15 protein-coding genes are annotated in these 17,145 nt (G+C 70.7%); 5 read left to right on the forward strand and 10 right to left on the reverse strand.

Annotation, left to right across the window (positions count from 1 at the left end; all coding sequences use genetic code 11):
* The first annotated feature begins 14 nt into the window (after nt 1-14).
* Nucleotides 15-641: an HAD family hydrolase gene (locus KAK06_RS03965; RefSeq protein WP_210800572.1), complete on the forward strand. Its 627-nt coding sequence runs from the start codon at nt 15-17 to the stop codon at nt 639-641.
* Here the strand turns inward: KAK06_RS03965 and KAK06_RS03970 are convergent.
* The 4 genes from KAK06_RS03970 to KAK06_RS03985 all read right to left on the reverse strand — a co-directional run bounded on the left by KAK06_RS03970 (nt 621) and on the right by KAK06_RS03985 (nt 4,670).
* Nucleotides 621-1,631: a GlxA family transcriptional regulator gene (locus tag KAK06_RS03970; RefSeq protein ID WP_210800574.1), complete on the reverse strand. Its 1,011-nt coding sequence runs from the start codon at nt 1,629-1,631 to the stop codon at nt 621-623. The genes KAK06_RS03965 and KAK06_RS03970 overlap by 21 nt on opposite strands.
* Nucleotides 1,613-2,188 carry an isochorismatase family protein gene (locus KAK06_RS03975; RefSeq protein ID WP_210800576.1) on the reverse strand — a complete coding sequence of 192 codons (576 nt, stop codon included), beginning with the start codon at nt 2,186-2,188 and terminating at the stop codon, nt 1,613-1,615. The genes KAK06_RS03970 and KAK06_RS03975 overlap by 19 nt, the downstream gene beginning before the upstream one ends.
* A gap of 103 nt (nt 2,189-2,291) precedes the next feature.
* A complete protein-coding gene (locus KAK06_RS03980) occupies nt 2,292-3,494 on the reverse strand; it encodes a M20 aminoacylase family protein (RefSeq protein ID WP_210800578.1) in 1,203 nt (400 codons plus the stop codon).
* A 45-nt stretch (nt 3,495-3,539) separates the two neighbouring features.
* The gene (locus KAK06_RS03985; RefSeq protein ID WP_210800580.1) at nt 3,540-4,670 is read right to left on the reverse strand and encodes an ABC transporter substrate-binding protein; all 1,131 of its coding nucleotides are present in this window, start codon (nt 4,668-4,670) and stop codon (nt 3,540-3,542) included.
* 113 nt (nt 4,671-4,783) lie between these two features.
* Here KAK06_RS03985 and KAK06_RS03990 point away from each other — a divergent pair, with 113 nt between their 5' ends.
* The 3 genes from KAK06_RS03990 to KAK06_RS04000 are packed head-to-tail and all read left to right on the forward strand — an operon-like array spanning nt 4,784 to nt 8,236.
* Complete coding sequence (locus tag KAK06_RS03990) at nt 4,784-6,811, forward strand: molybdopterin-containing oxidoreductase family protein (protein ID WP_210800582.1); 2,028 nt, start codon at nt 4,784-4,786, stop codon at nt 6,809-6,811.
* Nucleotides 6,812-6,821: 10 nt separating this feature from the next.
* Entirely contained in the window at nt 6,822-7,916 is a 1,095-nt protein-coding gene (locus tag KAK06_RS03995) for an aminopeptidase (protein ID WP_247652621.1), read from the forward strand.
* A gap of 14 nt (nt 7,917-7,930) precedes the next feature.
* The gene (locus KAK06_RS04000; protein WP_210800584.1) at nt 7,931-8,236 is read left to right on the forward strand and encodes a polyhydroxyalkanoic acid system family protein; all 306 of its coding nucleotides are present in this window, start codon (nt 7,931-7,933) and stop codon (nt 8,234-8,236) included.
* A 27-nt stretch (nt 8,237-8,263) separates the two neighbouring features.
* Here KAK06_RS04000 and KAK06_RS04005 read toward each other — a convergent pair whose 3' ends face one another.
* Complete coding sequence (locus KAK06_RS04005) at nt 8,264-8,518, reverse strand: acyl-CoA-binding protein (RefSeq protein WP_210800586.1); 255 nt, start codon at nt 8,516-8,518, stop codon at nt 8,264-8,266.
* Nucleotides 8,519-8,624: 106 nt separating this feature from the next.
* Between KAK06_RS04005 and KAK06_RS04010 the strand changes: the two genes are divergently transcribed.
* Nucleotides 8,625-10,070, forward strand: a complete 1,446-nt coding sequence (locus tag KAK06_RS04010; protein ID WP_210800588.1) for a wax ester/triacylglycerol synthase family O-acyltransferase — start codon at nt 8,625-8,627, stop codon at nt 10,068-10,070.
* Between the two features lie 7 nt (nt 10,071-10,077).
* Here the strand turns inward: KAK06_RS04010 and KAK06_RS04015 are convergent, their stop codons facing one another.
* From KAK06_RS04015 to KAK06_RS04035, 5 genes are all read right to left on the reverse strand, one after another.
* A complete protein-coding gene (locus KAK06_RS04015) occupies nt 10,078-10,851 on the reverse strand; it encodes a tetratricopeptide repeat protein (protein WP_210800590.1) in 774 nt (257 codons plus the stop codon).
* A gap of 31 nt (nt 10,852-10,882) precedes the next feature.
* A complete protein-coding gene (locus KAK06_RS04020) occupies nt 10,883-11,539 on the reverse strand; it encodes a TetR/AcrR family transcriptional regulator (protein WP_210800592.1) in 657 nt (218 codons plus the stop codon).
* 75 nt (nt 11,540-11,614) lie between these two features.
* On the reverse strand, nt 11,615-13,486 hold the full coding sequence (locus KAK06_RS04025; RefSeq protein WP_210800594.1) for a hypothetical protein: 1,872 nt from the start codon (nt 13,484-13,486) through the stop codon (nt 11,615-11,617).
* Nucleotides 13,483-14,286, reverse strand: coding sequence for a hypothetical protein (locus KAK06_RS04030; RefSeq protein WP_210800596.1), 804 nt, complete (start codon nt 14,284-14,286; stop codon nt 13,483-13,485). The genes KAK06_RS04025 and KAK06_RS04030 overlap by 4 nt, the downstream gene beginning before the upstream one ends.
* Nucleotides 14,287-14,356: 70 nt before the next feature.
* Nucleotides 14,357-17,101, reverse strand: a complete 2,745-nt coding sequence (locus tag KAK06_RS04035) for a TonB-dependent receptor (RefSeq protein ID WP_310741027.1) — start codon at nt 17,099-17,101, stop codon at nt 14,357-14,359.
* Nucleotides 17,102-17,145: the final 44 nt, after the last annotated feature.

Consider the following 17,145-nt stretch of genomic DNA (forward strand, 5'->3'; position numbering starts at 1 on the left):
CCCGAGGACGCCCGATGAAGCCCACCCACCTGATCTTCGATTTCGGCGGCGTGGTCTTCCAGTGGAACCCGGTGCGCCTGATCGCCCGCGTGCTGCCCGAGCGGGCCAACACGCCTGAGGCCGCCGACCATTGGAAGGACCGCTTCTTCCAGGGCTACACCGGCGACTGGGGCGCGTTCGACGGCGGCCACGCGACGGCCGTGGAAACCGCGCAGCGCATCGCCGCCCGCACTGGGCTGACGCTGTCCGAGGTGCAGGCGGTGCTGGATGCGGTGCCCGACGCACTGGCCCCGGTGCCCGAGATGGTGGCCTTGCTGCGCCGGTTGCGCGTGGCCGGCCACAAGCTCTACTACCTCTCCAACATGCCGGCGCCCTACGCCGAGCACCTGCGCCGCACGCACGATTTCCTGCTGGGCTTCGAGGACGGCATCTTCTCGTCCGAGGTGCGGCTGCAAAAGCCCGACCCGGCGATCTATGCGCTGGCGCTCAAGCGCTTCGAGATCACGCCGCGCGACAGCCTGTTCATCGACGACCACCTGGCCAACATCGAGGCCTCCAACCGCTTCGGCCTGCCGGCCCTGCTGTTCACCGACCCGCAGCGGCTGGAGCGCGACCTGGCCTCACGCGGCGTCCGCTGCTGACAGACGTGAGCGCGCCCGGCGCCACTGGCGGTCGCTGCTGAAGCCGGCCAGCGCCAGCGCACGGGCCATGGGCCAGCCCGCGGCCAGGGCCTCGCGCATGAACGCGCTGCGCACCCGCTCCACATAGTCGCGCGGCGTGCAGCCCACGTGCTCGGTGAACAGCCGGCCCAGGTGGCGCGGCGTCACATGGGCCACCTCGGCCAGGCGCTCCAGCGTCCAGTCCTCGGCCGGGCGCTCGCCCACCGCGTTCTGCACCCGGTGCAGCGCCGGGTGCAGGTGGCTGCGCCCGGCCAGCAGCGGCGAGCGCTCGGGATCGCCGGCCCCGCGGCGGTGGAACACCACCAGCACCTGCGCCACCTCGGCCGCCAGCGCTTCACCGGCATGCCGTGCGATGCAGTGCAGCGCCAGGTCGATGCCGGCGGTCACGCCGGCCGAGCACAGCAGGTTGCCGTCGTCGACGAAGACCCGGTCGGGCAGCACCCGCGCCGCCGGGGCCAGCCGGGCCAGGTCGTCCAGCAGCTCATGGTGGGTGGTCGCGCAGCGGCCATTGAGCAAGCCGGCATCGGCCGCCAGCAGCGCGCCCGAGCACACCGTCAGCAGGCGGTGCGGCGCGTCGGGCTCCGCCAACGCGGGGGCCAGCACGCGGCCCAGCCAGTCGCGCGCGGCCAGCCAGGGGCGGCGCTGGCGCACCACCTCGGCCGCCTCGCCCGGGCGGCCCAGCAGGACCACCCAGCAGGGCCTCGGCCCCAGCGAATCGGGCAGCGGCTCGATGGCCGACAACTGCGCGCCCACCGAGGACAGTACCTGCGCCTGCGGCCCCACAAAGCGCAGCCGCCACAGCGGCGCGCGCCCCTGCCGGGCCAGCGCCTGGTTGGCCAGCCGCCAGGCCTCGGCCGGGCCGGCCAGGTCCAGCAGCAGCGTGTCGGGCAGGACGACGAACAGCACCTCGACCGGCGCTGCCGCCGACGGGCTCAGGCCGGCTGTCGGCATGCGGCGCGCTCTAGCGCCTCGTCCACGCTGACCAGGGTCGCGAAGCGGCCGGCCAGCACGGTGGCGGTGCGCTCGGTGATCTCGTCAGCGCTGAGCAGCGCGCCGCTGGGCGTGCGCATGTCAAAGGTCAGCGTGGCGTCGGTGCAGTAGTCGACCTGCCAGCCCTCGTCGCTGGCGTGGCGGGTGGTGGTCTCGCAGCACTGCTCGGTGCGGATGCCGGCCACGATCAGGCGGCCGATGCCCTGCTCGCGCAGCCACACCGCCAGCGGCGTGCCGACCAGCGCGCTGTGGCGGTGCTTTTCCACCGTCAGTGCGGCGCTGAAGTCGACCAGGCCGTCGAGGGGGCGGATCAGTCCGCTGGCCTGGGCAAAGGGGTTGTCGGCCTGGGCCGGGCCGTCGGTGTGGAAGACGCGCACGATGGGCAAGCCTGCCCGCTCGGCGCCCTGCACCAGGGCATTGCAGTGCGCCAGAAACGGACGCGCCCGATCGGCGTTCCAGTAGGGCCGGGCGACGAAGCTTTGTTGCACGTCGATCAGCAGCAGGGCGGTGGTGGTCATCTCAGGGCATCTGGTCAATGAGGAGGATGCCATGGTCGCCGCAGTGGCGTCCACCGCCCAGGCCGGCAGTGGACCGGCTGCGGTCAAAAAAAGACCAGATGATTCAGCGCGGCGCCAGCCACCGCTCGGCCAGGCGCACCCACAGTGCGGCGCCGGTGGGGATGAGGGCGTCGTTGAAATCGTAGTGCGGGTTGTGCAGCGTGCAGGGGCCCAGGCCGTGGGTGGCGTCAGAGTAGGCGCCGCGGTGGTCGCCCTCGCCGTTGCCGATCACGAAATAGGCGCCCGGACGCTCCAGCAGGAAATAGCTGAAGTCCTCGGCGCCCATCGTCGGGTCGAACTCGTGGGTGCGCTCCGCACCGACCACCTCCTGCATCACCGAGCGGACGAAATCGGCCTCGGCGTCGTGGTTGATGGTGGGCGGGTAGTTGCGCACGAACTCGAAATCGACCGTGGCGCCGAAGGCGGCGGCGGTGTGGCGCGCGATCTCGCCCATGCGCTGCTCGATCATGTCGAGCACGGGGATGGTGAAGGTGCGCACCGTGCCCTCGATCACGCACTGGTCGGGCACCACGTTGGTGGCCTCGCCGGTGTGGATCATCGTGACCGAGATCACCGCCGCGTCGGTGGGCTTCTTGTTGCGCGTGACGATGGTCTGGAAGGCTTGCACCATCTGGCAGGCCACCGGCACGGGATCGATCCCGTTGTGCGGCAGCGCGGCGTGCGAGCCCTTGCCGCGGATCGTGATCTTGAATTCGTTGCTGGAGGCCATGGCCGGGCCGCGGCACACCGCCAGGTCGCCCGCGGGCAGGCCGGGCCAGTTGTGCATGCCGAACACCGCGTCCATCGGGCAGCGCTGCAGCAGGCCGTCCTTGATCATCTCGCGGGCGCCGCCGCCGCCTTCCTCGGCCGGCTGGAAGATCAGGTAGACGGTGCCGTCGAAGTTCCGCTGCGTGGCCAGGTGCTTCGCCGCCGCCAGCAGCATCGCGGTGTGGCCGTCGTGGCCGCAGGCGTGCATGCGGCCGGGGTGGCGGCTGGCATGCTCGAAGGTATTGAACTCGGTCATCGGCAGCGCGTCCATGTCGGCGCGCAGGCCCACGGCGCGCTCGCTGCTGCCGGCCTTGACGATGCCCACTACGCCCGTGGTGCCCAGGCCGCGCACGATCGGAATGCCCCACTCGGTCAGGCGCTGGGCCACCACATCGGCGGTGCGCACCTCATGGAAACACAGCTCGGGGTGGGCGTGCAGGTCGCGGCGGATCTGGGTGATCTCGTCGTGGTGGGTGCGGAGGTCGTCAATCAAGGCCATGGGGGCGATCTTAGCGGGCGGGGCCCGACCCCGGTGGGCCGGGGGTCAGCGGCGCACGCCGCCGTCTGCGGTCAGCATCGACAGCTCGACGAAGCGCGAGGCCACGTGGTTGCCGGCTGAGAAGTTGACTGTGAAACCGCCCAGCGAGAAGTTCTGCAGCGCCTCCAGGCCACCCACCAGGCCGTCGGGGCTGATGCTGCGGGCGCGCTTGAGGCCTTCGATCAGCACTCGCGCGCCGATGTAGCCCTCGATGCCCGAGTAGTTGGGCCGCAGGCCGCCGCCGGCCTTGCGCACCAGGTCCAGGTAGTCGCGCACGATGGCGATCGACTGTGTGTAGGGGTAGGGCATGACCTGGCTGACCATCACGCCGTGCGCGTCCTTGCCCAGCTCGTCGGCCAGCGCCTGCGTGCCGACGAAGGACACGTTGTAGAAGGTGCCGCCATAGCCGGCCTGGCGCGCCGCGCGGACGAAGGCGGCGCAGCTCTTGTAGGCACTGATCTGCACCACGGCGTCGGGCCGGGCGGCGACGATGGCCTTCACGGCCGCCGCCACCTCCACCGTGTTGCGCTCCACCGTGCCCACCGCCACCGGCTCGAGCTGCTGCGCCTTCAGGGCCTTGACCACGCCGTCCAGTCCGGCCTGGCCGTAGCTGTCGTTCTGGCGGAACACGGCGATGCGCTTGAGGCCCAGGCCGGTCAGCTGGCGCACGATCAGCGCGGTCTCGTCGTCGTACGAGGCGCGCACGTGGAAGACCTGGCGCAGCGCCGGCTCGCGCAGCGACATGGCGCCGGTGAACGGGGCGATGAAGGGTGTGCGACCCTCCTTGACCAGCGGCAGCGCCGCCAGCGCGGTGGGTGTGCCCACATAGCCGAACAGCGCGAAGACCTCGTCCGACAGGAAGCGCGCGGTGTTGGCCTTGCAGCGCTCGGGGTCGTAGCCGTCGTCGAGCGACTGGATCTCGATCGTGATGCCGTTCAGGCCGCCGCCGGCATTGAAGGCGTCGAAGCACAGCTTGGCGCCGCGGTTGAGCTCAATGCCGAGTTGCGCGGCCGGCCCGCTGAACGCGGCCGACTGGCCCAGCACGAGGCGGTTGCTGCGCTGGGCGCGGCCGCTCAGCGGCCAGCCCAAGGCGGCCGCACCCAGCGCGCCCAGCGTCTGGCGACGATGGAGATTCATTCTGGACTCCCAACGAGTTCGGTGTTGTGGGTGGGATTCTGGCAGCGGAATCAGCTGTTTCAGCGAGACCCTGCGCTCGATCGTGGGAGGCGGCTGTGCCATCATCCCCGCCCATGAGCGAGTCCCTGCGCACCGTCCACGCCGCCTGCCCGCACGACTGCCCCGACACCTGTGCCATGAAGGTGACGGTGGACGGCGAGCGCATCGTGCGCATCCAGGGCGATCCGGACCACCTGACCACCCACGGCGCGCTGTGTACCAAGGTCTCGCGCTACGCCGAGCGTACCGACCACCCCGAGCGCGTGCTGACGCCGCTGCGCCGCGTTGGCGCCAAGGGCGAGGGCCGCTTCGAGCCGGTGGGTTGGGACGAGGCGCTGGACGACATCGCCCGCCGCCTGGGCGCGATCGCGGCCCGGGAGCCCGAGGCCATCGTGCCCTACAGCTACGCCGGCACGATGGGGCTGGTGCAGGGCGAGAGCATGGCGGCGCGCTTGTGGCACCGCCTGGGTGCCTCGCGCCTGCACCGCAGCATCTGCGCCGAGGCTGGCGGCGAGGGCCTGGCCGCCACCTATGGCGGCAAGCTGGGCATGCATGTGCAGCACTTTGCCGAGAGCCGGCTGATCCTGGTCTGGGGCAGCCACTCGATCGCCTCGAACCTGCACTTCTGGACTTACGCCCAGGCCGCCAAGCGCGCTGGCGCCAAGCTCGTGGCCATCGACCCGCGCCGCACCGAGACCGCCGAGAAATGCCACCAGCACCTGGCACTGCGCCCGGGCACCGACGGCGCGCTGGCGCTGGGCCTGATGCACGAGTTGATCGTCAACGATTGGCTGGACCAGGACTACATTGACCGCCATGTCGAGGGCTGGCCGGCGCTGCGCGCGCTGGCGCTGCAGTGGCCGCCCGAGCGCAGCGCCGCCGCCTGCGGGCTGACCGCGGATGAGGTGCGCGGCCTGGCGCGTGACTACGGCACCACCGCCCCGGCGGCGATCCGCCTGAACTACGGCATGCAGCGCGTGCGCGGCGGTGGCAATGCGGTGCGCCTGATCGCGCTGCTGCCCTGCCTGACCGGCGCCTGGCGCCACCGGGCCGGCGGCCTGCTGCTGTCGGCCTCGGGCTGGGCCGCGCCGGCCAAGGCCAGCGCCTGGCTGCAGCGGCCCGACCTGCTGGCCGGCCGCCAGCCGCGCACCGTCAACATGAGCACCATCGGCGACGCGCTGCTGCACCCCGGCGGCGCCGGCTTCGGCCCGAAGATCGAGGCCCTGGTGGTCTACAACAGCAACCCGGTGGCGGTGGCGCCCGAATCGGGCAAGGTGGTGGCGGGCTTCCGCCGCGAGGACCTGTTCACCGTGGTGCTGGAGCACTTCCTGACCGACACCGCCGACCACGCCGACTACGTGCTGCCCGCCACCACCCAGCTGGAGCACTGGGATGCCCACACCAGCTACGGCCACACCTGGGTGCTGATCAACCAGCCGGCCATCCCGCCGCGCGGCCAGGCGCGCTCGAACGCCGAGATCTTCCGCCAACTGGCCGCCCGCCTGGGCTTCAGTGAGCCCTGCTTTCAGGACAGCGACGAGGCCCTGGCGCGCGGCGCCTTCAACGACAGCATCGACCACGCCGCACTGTGGCGCGACGGCTGGACCCGCCTGCCGGTGCCTGACGCGCCCTTCGCCAACGGCGGCTTCGCCACGCCCAGCGGCAAGGCCCTGGCCACGCCGCTGCCCCAGGTGGTGCTGAACCACGAGTGCGCCGAGGCCACGCCCGAGCTGGCCGCGCGCTACCCGCTGGCGATGATCTCGCCGCCGGCGCGCCATTTCCTGAACTCCACCTTCGTCAACGTCAAGAGCCTGCGCGCGATCGAGGGCGAGCCCTGCCTGGAGATGCATGCCGACGACGCCGCCGCCCGCGGTCTGGCCGACGGCCAGCCGGTGCGCGTCTTCAACGACCGCGGCGAGCACCACTGCGTGCTGCGCGTCAACGGCCGCGCCCGGCCCGGCGTGGTCAACGGCCTGGGCGTGTGGTGGCGCAAGTTCGGCCGCAATGGCACCAACGTCAACGAACTGACGCACCAGCAGCTGACCGACCTGGGCCAGGCACCGTCCTTCTACGACTGCCTGGTCGAGGTGGCGGCGCTGTGAGCCGAGCCGCATGCGCTGGGGTCGCGCGCTGATGTGGGCGGGCGCCGGCTCGCTGCTGCTGGTGCTGGCCGCAGCCGGCACGCTGTGCCTGAGCAGCGGCTGCACGTCGATCGGCTACCTGGCGCAATCGGCCGGTGGCCACCTGGGTCTGCTGTCGGCCGCCCGGCCGGTGGAGCAGGTGATCGCCGACCCCGCCACGCCCGAGGCCCTGAAGCAGCGCTTGGCGCTGACCCAGCGCATTCGCGACTATGCGGTGAGCGAGCTGGGCCTGCCCGACAACCGCAGCTACCGCGCCTACGCCGACATCCACCGCGCCGCCGCGGTGTGGAACGTGGTGGCCGCGCCCGAGCTGTCGCTGCAGCTCAAGACCTGGTGTTTTCCGGTGGTGGGCTGCGTCAGCTACCGCGGTTACTTCGACCCCGCGGCGGCCGAGGCCTATGCCGCCACGCTGGCGCCCGAAGGCTGGGAGACCAGCGTCTATGCGGTGCCGGCCTACTCCACGCTGGGCTTCTCCGACTGGCTGGGCGGCGACCCGCTGCTCTCCAGCTTCATCCAGTGGCCCGAGGGCGAGCTGGCGCGTCTGATCTTCCACGAGCTGAGCCACCAGGTGGCCTACGCCGAGGGCGACACGGTCTTCAACGAGAGCTACGCCACCGCCGTGGAACGCCTGGGCGGCGCGCGTTGGCTGGCCGAGCGCGCCAGCGCCGACGCGCGCGAGCAGTACCAGCGCTTCGACCAGCGCCGCCGCGAGCTGCGCGCGCTGACCCAGGCCACGCGCGACCGGCTGGACGCGCTGTACCGTGGCCCCGGCAGCGAGGCCGACAAGCGCGCCGGCAAGGCCGCCGAGATGGCCCGGCTGCGAGCCGAGCATGAGCGCCTCAAGCGCGAGCGCTGGGACGGCTACACCGGCTTCGATGCCTACATCGCCCGCAGCAACAACGCTTCGCTGGGCGTGCAGGCGGCCTACCATGCCTGGGTGCCGGCCTTCGAGGCGCTGTTCGAGCGCGAAGGCCGCGATTTCCGGCGCTTCCATGTGGCCGTGCAGCAGCTCGCTGGCCGGCCCCGAGACCAACGCGAGGCCGCCTTGCGTGCCCTGCAACCCTGACGGAGACCCCACCGATGTCCGAGATCCGCATCCGCCGCGAGCACACGCTGGGCCTGAAGAAAGCGCGCGAGATGGCAATGAAGTTTGCCGAGGATGTCGAACAGAAGTTCGACATGGAGTGCACGATCTACGAGGGCGAGACTAGCGACCTGGTCGAGTTCACGCGCTCGGGCGTGCGCGGCCAGCTCGAGGTCAGCGGCGAGCACGTGGACCTGTACGCCAAGCTGGGCCTGCTGCTGGGCGCCTTTGCCGGCCAGATCGAGGCCGAGATCACCAAGAACCTCGATACCGCGCTGGCCAAGGCCGCCAAGAAGAAGTGAGGCGCGGGGCCGGGTGCCCCGCCCGGCTCACTTGAGCGACTCGATCAGATCGATGTACTGCTGCATCGCGTCGTCGGCCGAGGTGCCCTTCAGGCCATCCCAGGCGTCAAACTTGGCGCGGCCCACCATGTCGGTGAAGCCGGGGCGCTTGCCTTCGACATCGCCGGCCGTGGCCTGCTTGTACAGGGCGTAGATCTTCAGCAGCGTCATGTTGTCCGGCTTCTCGGGCAGTTGCTTGCTCTCGGTCACGGCTTGCTCGAAGGCAGCTTTCAGATCGGCCATGGTCGGTCTCCTGCGGTGTCGGGTGTGGGAAAGTCTGGCTTGACGCTGGCGATGTTACCCAGCATCGTCACTGGCTGGTTTGCCCATTCTCTAGAGGAAGCTCCCCATGTCTGCACCGCGCGCCGAGCGCATGTCACGCGTCGACTACGCCTGGCTGCGCATGGACTCCGACGCCAACCTGATGATGATCGTCGGCGTCTGGCTGCTTGAGCCGGCGCTGGGCCTGGCCGAACTGCGCGAGCGCGTCGGCGGCGCGCTGCTGAAATACGGGCGCTTTCGCCAGAAGGTGGTGCACGACGCGCTGGGCGCCAGCTGGGTCGAGGACGAGGCCTTCGACCTGGACCACCATGTCACCGCCGAGACCCTGGACGTGCCGGCCGGCACCACGCCCTTGGAGGCCTTGAAGACCCGCGTGGCCGAGCTCACCGGCGAGGCGCTCGATGCTGACCGCCCGCTGTGGCAGTTTCACCTGGTCGAGTGGCTGGACGAGGGCGACGGCCAGGGCCGCAGCGCACTCATCGCCCGCGTGCACCACTGCGTGGGCGACGGCATTGCGCTGATCTCGGTGCTGCTGTCGATCACCGACGGCGGTACGCCACCACCCGTGCGCGAACACGAGGACGAGCCCGCGCCCGACGCCACCGAATGGCTGGCCGATGTCTTCATCAAGCCGGTGGCCGACGTGACGATCAAGGCGATCGGCCTGACCGGCGATGGCATGGCCAAGTCGATCGAGCTGATGGCCCACCCCACGCAGCCGCTGGCCGGCGGGCTGGAGATCGCCCGCATCGGTGCGCAGGCGGTGTCCGACCTGGCCTCGCTGGCGCTGATGCCCGATGACTCGCCCACGCGCCTGAAGGGCAAGGCCACGCCCGGCAAGCGCGTGGCCTGGGGCGAGCCGCTGCCGCTGACCGAGGTCAAGGCCGTCGGCCAGGCGCTGGACGCGTCGATCAACGACGTGCTGCTGAGCTGCGTGGCGGGTGCCATCGGCAGCTACCTGCGCGAGCGGGGCGAGGACACCGCGGGCAAGGAGATCCGCGCGATGATCCCGTTCAACCTGCGCCCGCTCGACCAGGCCTGGAAGCTGGGCAACCGCTTCGGCCTGGTGCCGTTGGTGCTGCCGATCGGCATCGAGCACCCGATCGAGCGCCTGGCCGCGGTGCGCGCGCGCATGAACGCGCTCAAGGGCGGCTACCAGCCGGTGCTGGTCTTCGCGCTGCTGGCGCTGGCCGGCCTGCTGGTCAAGCCGGCACAGGACGCGATGCTCAACCTCTTCGCCAAGAAGACCACCGCGGTGATGACCAATGTGCCCGGCCCGCGCGAGGCGCTGCGCATGTGCGGCCGCACGATCCGCCAGGTGATGTTCTGGGTGCCGCAAAGCGGCGACATCGGCCTGGGCGTGAGCATCCTCAGCTATGCCGGTGGCGTGCAGTTCGGCCTGATCACCGACGACGCGATGTGCCCCGACCCGGAAGCGATCATCGAGCGCTTCCAGCCCGAGTTCGAGCAGCTGCTGTACCTGGCGCTGATGCTGCCGTGGGGCGAGGACTGAACCAGCCTCAGTCCTCTAGTTCCGCCTTGGCCATCTCCACGTCCAGCCGCTCCATCGCGTCCATCGGCGTGCAGCCGGCAGCCTCCTGGTACAGCGCCTCGGCTTCGGCCATGCGCTTGTCGCCTTCCAGCATCACCAGACCGTTGGCGTACTCCACGCGGGCGATCGCGCTGGCCGGGTTCAGCTTGAGCGCTTCCTTGTAGAGCTTCAGGCCGGTGGCGGCGTCGGCGCCCTGGGTCTTGCCCAGCAGCTTGCCGACCTTGTCGATCACCTCGGCATGAAAGGCGGCCAGCGCGATATGGGCGTCGGCATGCTTGGGGTTCAGCTGGATCGCGGTTTCCAGCGCGGTCTTGACCTTGCCGCCCAGGCCCTGGGCCAGCGCCTTGGTGACGCTGATGCCCTGGCTGTAGCGGCCCAGCGCATAGGCCTGCAGGTAGTGGGCGTTGGCGTTCTTGGGCTCGGCCTCGGCCAGCGCACCGGCGCGCTCGGCCACCTCGGTGAACAGGGCCAGCTTGACCTTCTCGCTCTTTTCCAGGTAGTTGGCGTAGATCGCCTGCGCCTTGTTGGCGGCATTCAGGCCCGAGCCGCCCGCCTTCAGGCCGGCCTCCACCGCCTTCTGGAACTGGCCGGCGTGGTAGAGCGCCCAGGCGGCCTGGGCGGCCTCGTCCTTGGGCCAGGGCTCGGCGTCACCGGCGTGCAGACGCGCCCAGTGCTTCTTCAGCGCCGCGGCGTCGTAGGTGTAGTCGGCGGCGTCATACGGAAAGGCGGTCCACTTGGCCATGGGTGTCTCCTGTCGGTGTTGTGGCTCGGAATCAGGGCTGGCGGTAATCGGCCGCCAGGCGGTGCAGGTGATCGCGCTGGGCGGGTTCCAGGTAGGGCTCCAGCAAGCTCAGCACATGCCAGGCGCCGCGCGCCAGCGTGGTGGCGGCATGCTCGGCCTCCAGCGCCTTGCGCGGCTCACGCACGAACTCGTAGCTCAGCCAGTAGGTCAGTATCACCACCATCGCCTGCGCGGTGGCCGGGCCGGCGGGCTGCTGGGCGGGCATGGCGCCGCCGCGCAGCAGGCCGCGCAGCAGGGACTCCACCGCCTGGGTGGTGTGCTTGAGCACGAACTGGAAATGGGTCTCCAGCCGCCGGTTCTTGCTGAGCAGATCGTTGAGGTCGCGGTAGAGGAAGCGGTGCTCCCAGATCAGCTCAAACAGCATGTGGAAGAACAGCCAGGCGTCCTCCACATGGCGCACGTCATCGGCGGCGCTCAGCAGCGGGTTCAGGGCCTTCTCGTAGCGGTCGAACAGCGCATTGACCAGCTCGTCCTTGGCCGGGTAGTGGTAGTACAGGTTGCCGGGGCTGATGCCCATCTCGGCCGAGATCAGCGTGGTCGAGACATTGGGCTCGCCGAATCGGTTGAACAGGTCCAGCGTGACCTCAAGGATGCGCTCGGCGGTGCGGCGCGGCGGTTTCTTGCTCATGGGCCCGCCGAGTATGCACCGGCTTGATGCGCCCTGTTCTAGAGCCTGCTCCCAAGGCGACGCTCCAGGACGGCGCTACAAGGGCGGCATCGTGTAGCTGCCGTTCAGGCGCAGTGTGCGGTCGCCGGGCAGTTGGCCGCGGGTGCGCTCGGTCAACACGAGCTCGACGTAGCTCAGCGTGACCACGCCATCGCCGTCTGGCGCCGATACGCTGACCCCGGCGCAGGCCGCCGCGCCCTCGCAGCTGAATCGCTGGCCGTCGCGGCGGCGGAACACCACGCGGGAGACCACACCGCTGCGGGTCTCCAGCTGCAGGTTGTCCGCCGCCGACCAGTCGGCGCCCTCGCGCCGCACCAGGGCCGTGCCGATGCTGTAGACCTCGTGGCCCGGGCCGAGCAGGCGGTGAGTCACCAGGTCGTAGACCCCCCACTCGTCCATCGCCGCCTGGCTGGCCTTGCAGACCTCGATCAGCAGGCCCTCGTCGCTGGGCTTGGCCAGCACGCCGCCCTCGCCAAAGCCACAGGTGGTGGCGAAGTTCTGCCGCTCGTCCTGCACGGTCATCGTCGCGCGCAGGCGCAGGCCCTCGCCGCCGCTGGGCGCACCGGTGGCATCGACGGCGGGCAAGGGCGTGTCGTCGAGCACCACCTGGCGCCAGTCGTCGGCATCGGCGGCCGACACGCTGACCCCGCTGCAGGCCGCCCCCAGGCAGCGGTGGCTGACCCGATCGGTCTCGCCTTCGCGCTGCCAGACACTCACCGACACCACGCTGCGGTCGGCCACCGTGAGCTCAACACGCCGCGGGTCGGCGCCCTGCAGATCGGTCAGCAGGTAGATCTGGCGCAGACGACCGCTGGTGAAGGCCGCAGGCGCGTCGCCACAGTAGCCGCTGATGGCCCCGCTGTCGGGGATCAGCCAGACGCGGTTGTCGCTGCACTCCAGCGGCGGAAAACTGCGGCCACCGGCAGCGGCCAGCAACTGGCCGCTGAGGCGGGCGCTGCGGCCATCGGCGGCCTGCAGCGACAGGTCGGTCAGGTCGATCAGGCGCTCGCCGCGTTCGTCCGGGGCGCCGATGCGGATCCCGGCGCAGCCGGTGCCGTCGCAGCGCCAGCTCAGCCCCTCGTGCTCCAGCACCACCGAGCTGAGCACGCCGGTGCGCACGCGCAGCGTCAGCGTGTCGCCAAAGACATCCTCGAAGCGGTGGATCACGGTGTCCAGATCGAGCGGGTCATTGCCGGTCGAACGCGCCTGCGGGCACAGGTCGCGGCGCTGAGCGTCGCGCAGGACGGCCACGCGCAGGCCCTGGCAGCGGCCGGCCTGGGCCAGCAGTTCAGTGACCAGGCCGGCCATGTCGCGGCCCTGCGCCGCCAGCGCTGACTGCAGCGACCGCAGGCGGTCAAACATCGGGTCGCCGGCCTGTGGGGTGAAGGCGGTGGTGGTAAAGCTGGCGCTGCCGCGCCAGTCCAGGCCCAGGCGGCGCCACAGGTGGTAAGCCACCTGCTCCTGCGCGGCCTGGATCTGGGCGTCGGTGACGGCAGGCACGCCGCCCTGGGCGCCCAGATTCTCGAAGAAGGTGTCGGGATCGGCCTGCAGCAGCTGCGCCACGACCAGCGTGCTCAGCGGCGTCAGATTGGCCACGCCGGGCTGGGTGACCAGGGCGTGGACGAAGCGCCCCTCGCTGCGCGCCGAGGCCAGCAGATAGGGGCCTTCCAGCTGGTCCAGCGTCACCTCGTAGGCGGTGCCTGAGAGGATGCTGCTGGCGGTGCGCGCCAGACCGCTGCGGCCCTTGACGGTGATGTCGATCGAGCGCTGCTCGGGCGCCAACGCGTCGGTGGCGACGCCCTGCATCTGCGGGGCCTCGGGCAGCGGCGTCTCGGCCGCTGGCCCGCCGCCCCCGCAGGCCGCCACCAGCAGGGATGTCAGCAGAGCGGCCAGCGCAGCGCGGATCACTTGCAGACGTAGGCGCTGGCGTAGACCTCGACATCAGGCTGGCCTTCCTCGCCACCCTGGTGCAGGCGCAGCTTGTTGCCCACCTGTGCCGGCTTGATGCCATTGGCGCAGATCTGGTGCACCATCATCCACGGCGACCAGGGGCTGCTGAACGAGAAGGGCGGGTTGGCGTCGGGGTCGTCGGCGTTGGTGTCCGAACGGAAGTCGATCCAGGCGTTGTTGCGGGTCGGGTTCAGGTCACCCTTCTTCGAGCCTGCGTACTCGCCCAGGCCCTTTCGGGTGCGGCCGGCGTACTCCATGTACTTGTAGGCCTTGGCGGTGGCGGCCGAGGTGCCGTTGTCGACCGTGCCCATGAAGTAGGCGATCTGCGCCGGCTGGTCGGGCTTGATCGCGCGGGTGAAGTCATTGATCTCGAAGGATTCGCCGGTGCTGCCCCAGTCGGTGCTGTCATTGAGCTCCACCCGGGTGCCCAGGATGTAGCTGTTGCTGCCGTCGCAGACCTGGCTGGTGCCGGCGCACCAGACCCAGTCGTGCAGCGTGCCGACCTGCACCGTGTTGACGGTGATCGGCGTGGAGGTGGCCTTGATGCGGGTGTAGCCCGGCATGCTGGGCGAGCCCGGCAGGCCATCGACCTTGCAGGTGCTCAGGTTCGGGTCCTGGGTCTGCTGGCCGCCCTTGCCGGTCTTGGGGTTGCAGACCGACAGCACCGGCGTGCCGGCATCCGAGACGGTGACCCAGTCGGCCTGGGCGGCGGAGGCGGCCAGCAGCGTGGCAGCCAGGGGGATCAGTCGGTACATCATGAGCGTCTCCTGTGGAGTGGACAAAGGCGGCGCGCCAGTGGCGGCCTGGGACAAGAAGCGGTGAAGGGCATCAGCCGGTGCCCCCCCAGTCGATCGTGATGCCGAGCTGGATCTGGCGCGGTGCACCCGGCGCCACCAGCGTGCTGGGCCGCCAGTCGGCGCTGTTGTAGTTCCAGCCGCTGGGCCCCTGCACGCCGTGGGTGCCGTCGGTGAAGGGGTTGATGCCCAGGCGGCCGGCACTGGCATAGCGGCGATCAAGCAGGTTGCGCACCTGCAGGAACAGGCTGACGCCCTGGCGCCACTGCCAGCGGGCATCCAGGTTGAGCAGCGCGTAGCCGGGCAGGCGGCCCGGCTCGGTGAACGGCCGTCCCGGGTTGACCGGCGCCTGCTGGTAGCCCTCGGCCGGGCAGGAGGTGAGCGAGCAGTAGTACTGGCCGGTCTCCTGGTCACTGCCGCTGCCCTGGTGGCGGTTGTTCTCGTTGCCGCGTACGAACACGCCTGAGCGCGCCTGCAGTGCCAGACCCAGCTGCAGCGCCGCCGTGGCCTGCCAGCGCAGCTGCAGGTTCAGGCCATGGCGTGGGATGCCGGGCATCTCGGCGCCGGGCATCACATGGATCATGCGGTAGGTGCCGTAGCCGCGGTTGAGCGTGGCGCCCGGGGTGGGCAGGCCGGTCTGGCCTTCGAGGTAGCGGTCGTCGCCGCTGCGCGAGTTCTGGTCGAAATCGGCGCTGCTGTTGCGCGGGCTCAGGGTGTAGAACTCGGACTCGAAGCTGGCGCGGGTGTAGCTGTAGTTGGCGCTCAGCTGCCAGGCGCCGACCCGGCCGCTCAGGCCCATCTCGGCGCCCTGGCGGCGGGTGCGGCCGATGGTGTCGAAGTAGCTGCGGCCGTCGCCCACGCCGACGAAGTACAGGTCGTCCTGCAGGTCGGTGCGAAACGCGCTGAGGTTCCATTCCCAGCCCGCGCCCAGCGTGCCGCGTGCCCCCAGCTCGCCCGACAGTGAGCGGATCTGCGGCAGGTAGGGGTCGCCCGACAGCGTGGTGGGCAGGTTGCAGCCCGGGCCCACCAGGCTGCGCGCGGTCTTGCCCAGCGCCGGGTTGTCGGGGTTGCGCAGCACCGGTGTGGGGTCGAAGGCGCAACCCAGTTCCACCACCGACGGCGCGCGTGCGCCTCGGCTGAGGTTGCCGAACACATGCAGCCGCGGCAGCGCCTGCCAGTTGACGCCCAGCGAGGGATTCAGCGAGCTGTACCTGAACGACTCTTCGGTGATCGTGCGGCCCTGCAGGTAGCCCTGCAGTGGCGCGCTGCCGGTGCGCAGCTCATGCAGCGCCACGTTGGCCGACGAGGCCCGCACCGCCAGCCGGTTGTCCACCGTGGCGCGGTTGTAGCGCGCGGCGGCGCTCAGGCTGAGCCCGGGCCACAGCGTCCAGCTGTCGCTGGCGAACAGGCTGACGGTGGTGCTGCGGCCGGCGAAGTCGTTGCCGACGATGTCGTGGCTGGCGGCGTAGTACTGACCGTCGATCGCCTGCGCGGCGCCCAGCACCTGGCGCGTGGGCGACAGCAGGCCCAGGCGCTGGCTCATCGCGTAGGTGGTGCGGGCGCGGTCGATCGACGCCCCCACCATGAAGGCATGCGGCCGGGTGTTGCTGTTGAACTGCAGCGCCAGGCCGGTGACCGTCTGGCTCAGGCCGGTGCGGGTCAGCAGGCCGTTGGGCGTGCCGGCGATGACGCCCGGTCCATCGCCGAAGGCATCGTTGGCGCCGTTGCGCGGGATCGGGATGCGCGGGTCGCTCGGGTCAGGGATGGCGTCGTGCTCGATGTCGAAGTCATCGAAGCCCTCGTAGATGTCGCCATTGAGGCCGCTGCGGCGGCTGCGGCGCCAGTAGGCCTGCGCGGTCAGGTTGCGCCAGTCGTCCAGGTCATACTGGCCCGACAGGCCCAGCTGGATCACCGTGTTGTGCGCCTGGTCGGGCGCGCTGAACACGCTGCGCGGCTGGGCCTCGGCCAGCGCCATGGGCAGCAGGCCGTTGCCGATCAGCGTGCTGTCGGCGGCCAGCAGGCTGCTGGTCAGGCTGCCGCGTTCGCCATGCCAGTCGAGGCGGCCAAAGGCCTGGGTCACGCGGCTGGGCGAGTGGTCGCGCCAGCCGTCCTCGTCGAAGTGGGTCAGGGCCACGAAGGCGCCCAGGTCCTCGTCGTGCTGGCCCGCGCTGACGCGCAGCTCGCGCCGGCCAAAGCTGCCGCGGCTGAGGTCGGCCTCCACTCCGGGCGCCGAGAAGCCGCTGCGGCTGCGCAGCGCCAGTGCGCCGCCCAGGGTGTTCAGGCCGAACAACGGGTTCGAACCGGGGAACAGGTCGAAACGCTCCAACGCGTTCATCGGGATCAGGTCCCAGTTGACGACATCGCCAAAGGGCTCGTTGACCCGCACCCCATCGAAGAACACCGACAGGCCCTGCGGCGTGCCCACCTGCGGGCTGGCGGTGAAGCCGCGGAAGTTGACGTCCAGCTGGAACGGGTTGCCGGCGTAGTCATTGATGCTGACGCCCTGCATCTGGCTGTTCATGAAGTCGCCGATGTTCAGCGACCGCGACTGGCGCAGCTCGTCCTGACTGGCGCTTTGCAGGTGCGCCGGCACCTGGTCGCGCGACAGCGCCAGACCGGGCACCGGGCCGACCTGGATGCGGCGCCGGCCAGTGACCAGCACGCGGCCGATCGGCTCCTGCACCTGGGCTGTCTCGACCGTGGCCTCGGCCGCCGGGCGCTCCTGGGCTGCGCCCAGGCCCGGCAGTGCGGCCAGCAGGGCCAGGCTCAGGCAGGACACAGGGGGACGAGGGCGGAAAGGACAGGGCATGGGCACGGGCTCGG

This window comes from Ideonella aquatica (assembly GCF_018069755.1).
In the GTDB taxonomy this organism is placed as follows: Bacteria; Pseudomonadota; Gammaproteobacteria; order Burkholderiales; family Burkholderiaceae_C; genus Ideonella; species Ideonella aquatica.

What these genes read in the sequence shown, in the direction of transcription:
- KAK06_RS03965 (WP_210800572.1), top strand. Translation starts at nt 15, where the DNA reads ATGAAGCCCACCCACCTGATCTTCGATTTCGGCGGCGTGGTCTTCCAG.
- KAK06_RS03970 (WP_210800574.1), bottom strand. Translation starts at nt 1,631, where the DNA reads ATGCCGACAGCCGGCCTGAGCCCGTCGGCGGCAGCGCCGGTCGAGGTG.
- KAK06_RS03975 (WP_210800576.1), bottom strand. Translation starts at nt 2,188, where the DNA reads ATGACCACCACCGCCCTGCTGCTGATCGACGTGCAACAAAGCTTCGTC.
- KAK06_RS03980 (WP_210800578.1), bottom strand. Translation starts at nt 3,494, where the DNA reads ATGGCCTTGATTGACGACCTCCGCACCCACCACGACGAGATCACCCAG.
- KAK06_RS03985 (WP_210800580.1), bottom strand. Translation starts at nt 4,670, where the DNA reads ATGAATCTCCATCGTCGCCAGACGCTGGGCGCGCTGGGTGCGGCCGCC.
- KAK06_RS03990 (WP_210800582.1), top strand. Translation starts at nt 4,784, where the DNA reads ATGAGCGAGTCCCTGCGCACCGTCCACGCCGCCTGCCCGCACGACTGC.
- KAK06_RS03995 (WP_247652621.1), top strand. Translation starts at nt 6,822, where the DNA reads ATGCGCTGGGGTCGCGCGCTGATGTGGGCGGGCGCCGGCTCGCTGCTG.
- KAK06_RS04000 (WP_210800584.1), top strand. Translation starts at nt 7,931, where the DNA reads ATGTCCGAGATCCGCATCCGCCGCGAGCACACGCTGGGCCTGAAGAAA.
- KAK06_RS04005 (WP_210800586.1), bottom strand. Translation starts at nt 8,518, where the DNA reads ATGGCCGATCTGAAAGCTGCCTTCGAGCAAGCCGTGACCGAGAGCAAG.
- KAK06_RS04010 (WP_210800588.1), top strand. Translation starts at nt 8,625, where the DNA reads ATGTCTGCACCGCGCGCCGAGCGCATGTCACGCGTCGACTACGCCTGG.
- KAK06_RS04015 (WP_210800590.1), bottom strand. Translation starts at nt 10,851, where the DNA reads ATGGCCAAGTGGACCGCCTTTCCGTATGACGCCGCCGACTACACCTAC.
- KAK06_RS04020 (WP_210800592.1), bottom strand. Translation starts at nt 11,539, where the DNA reads ATGAGCAAGAAACCGCCGCGCCGCACCGCCGAGCGCATCCTTGAGGTC.
- KAK06_RS04030 (WP_210800596.1), bottom strand. Translation starts at nt 14,286, where the DNA reads ATGATGTACCGACTGATCCCCCTGGCTGCCACGCTGCTGGCCGCCTCC.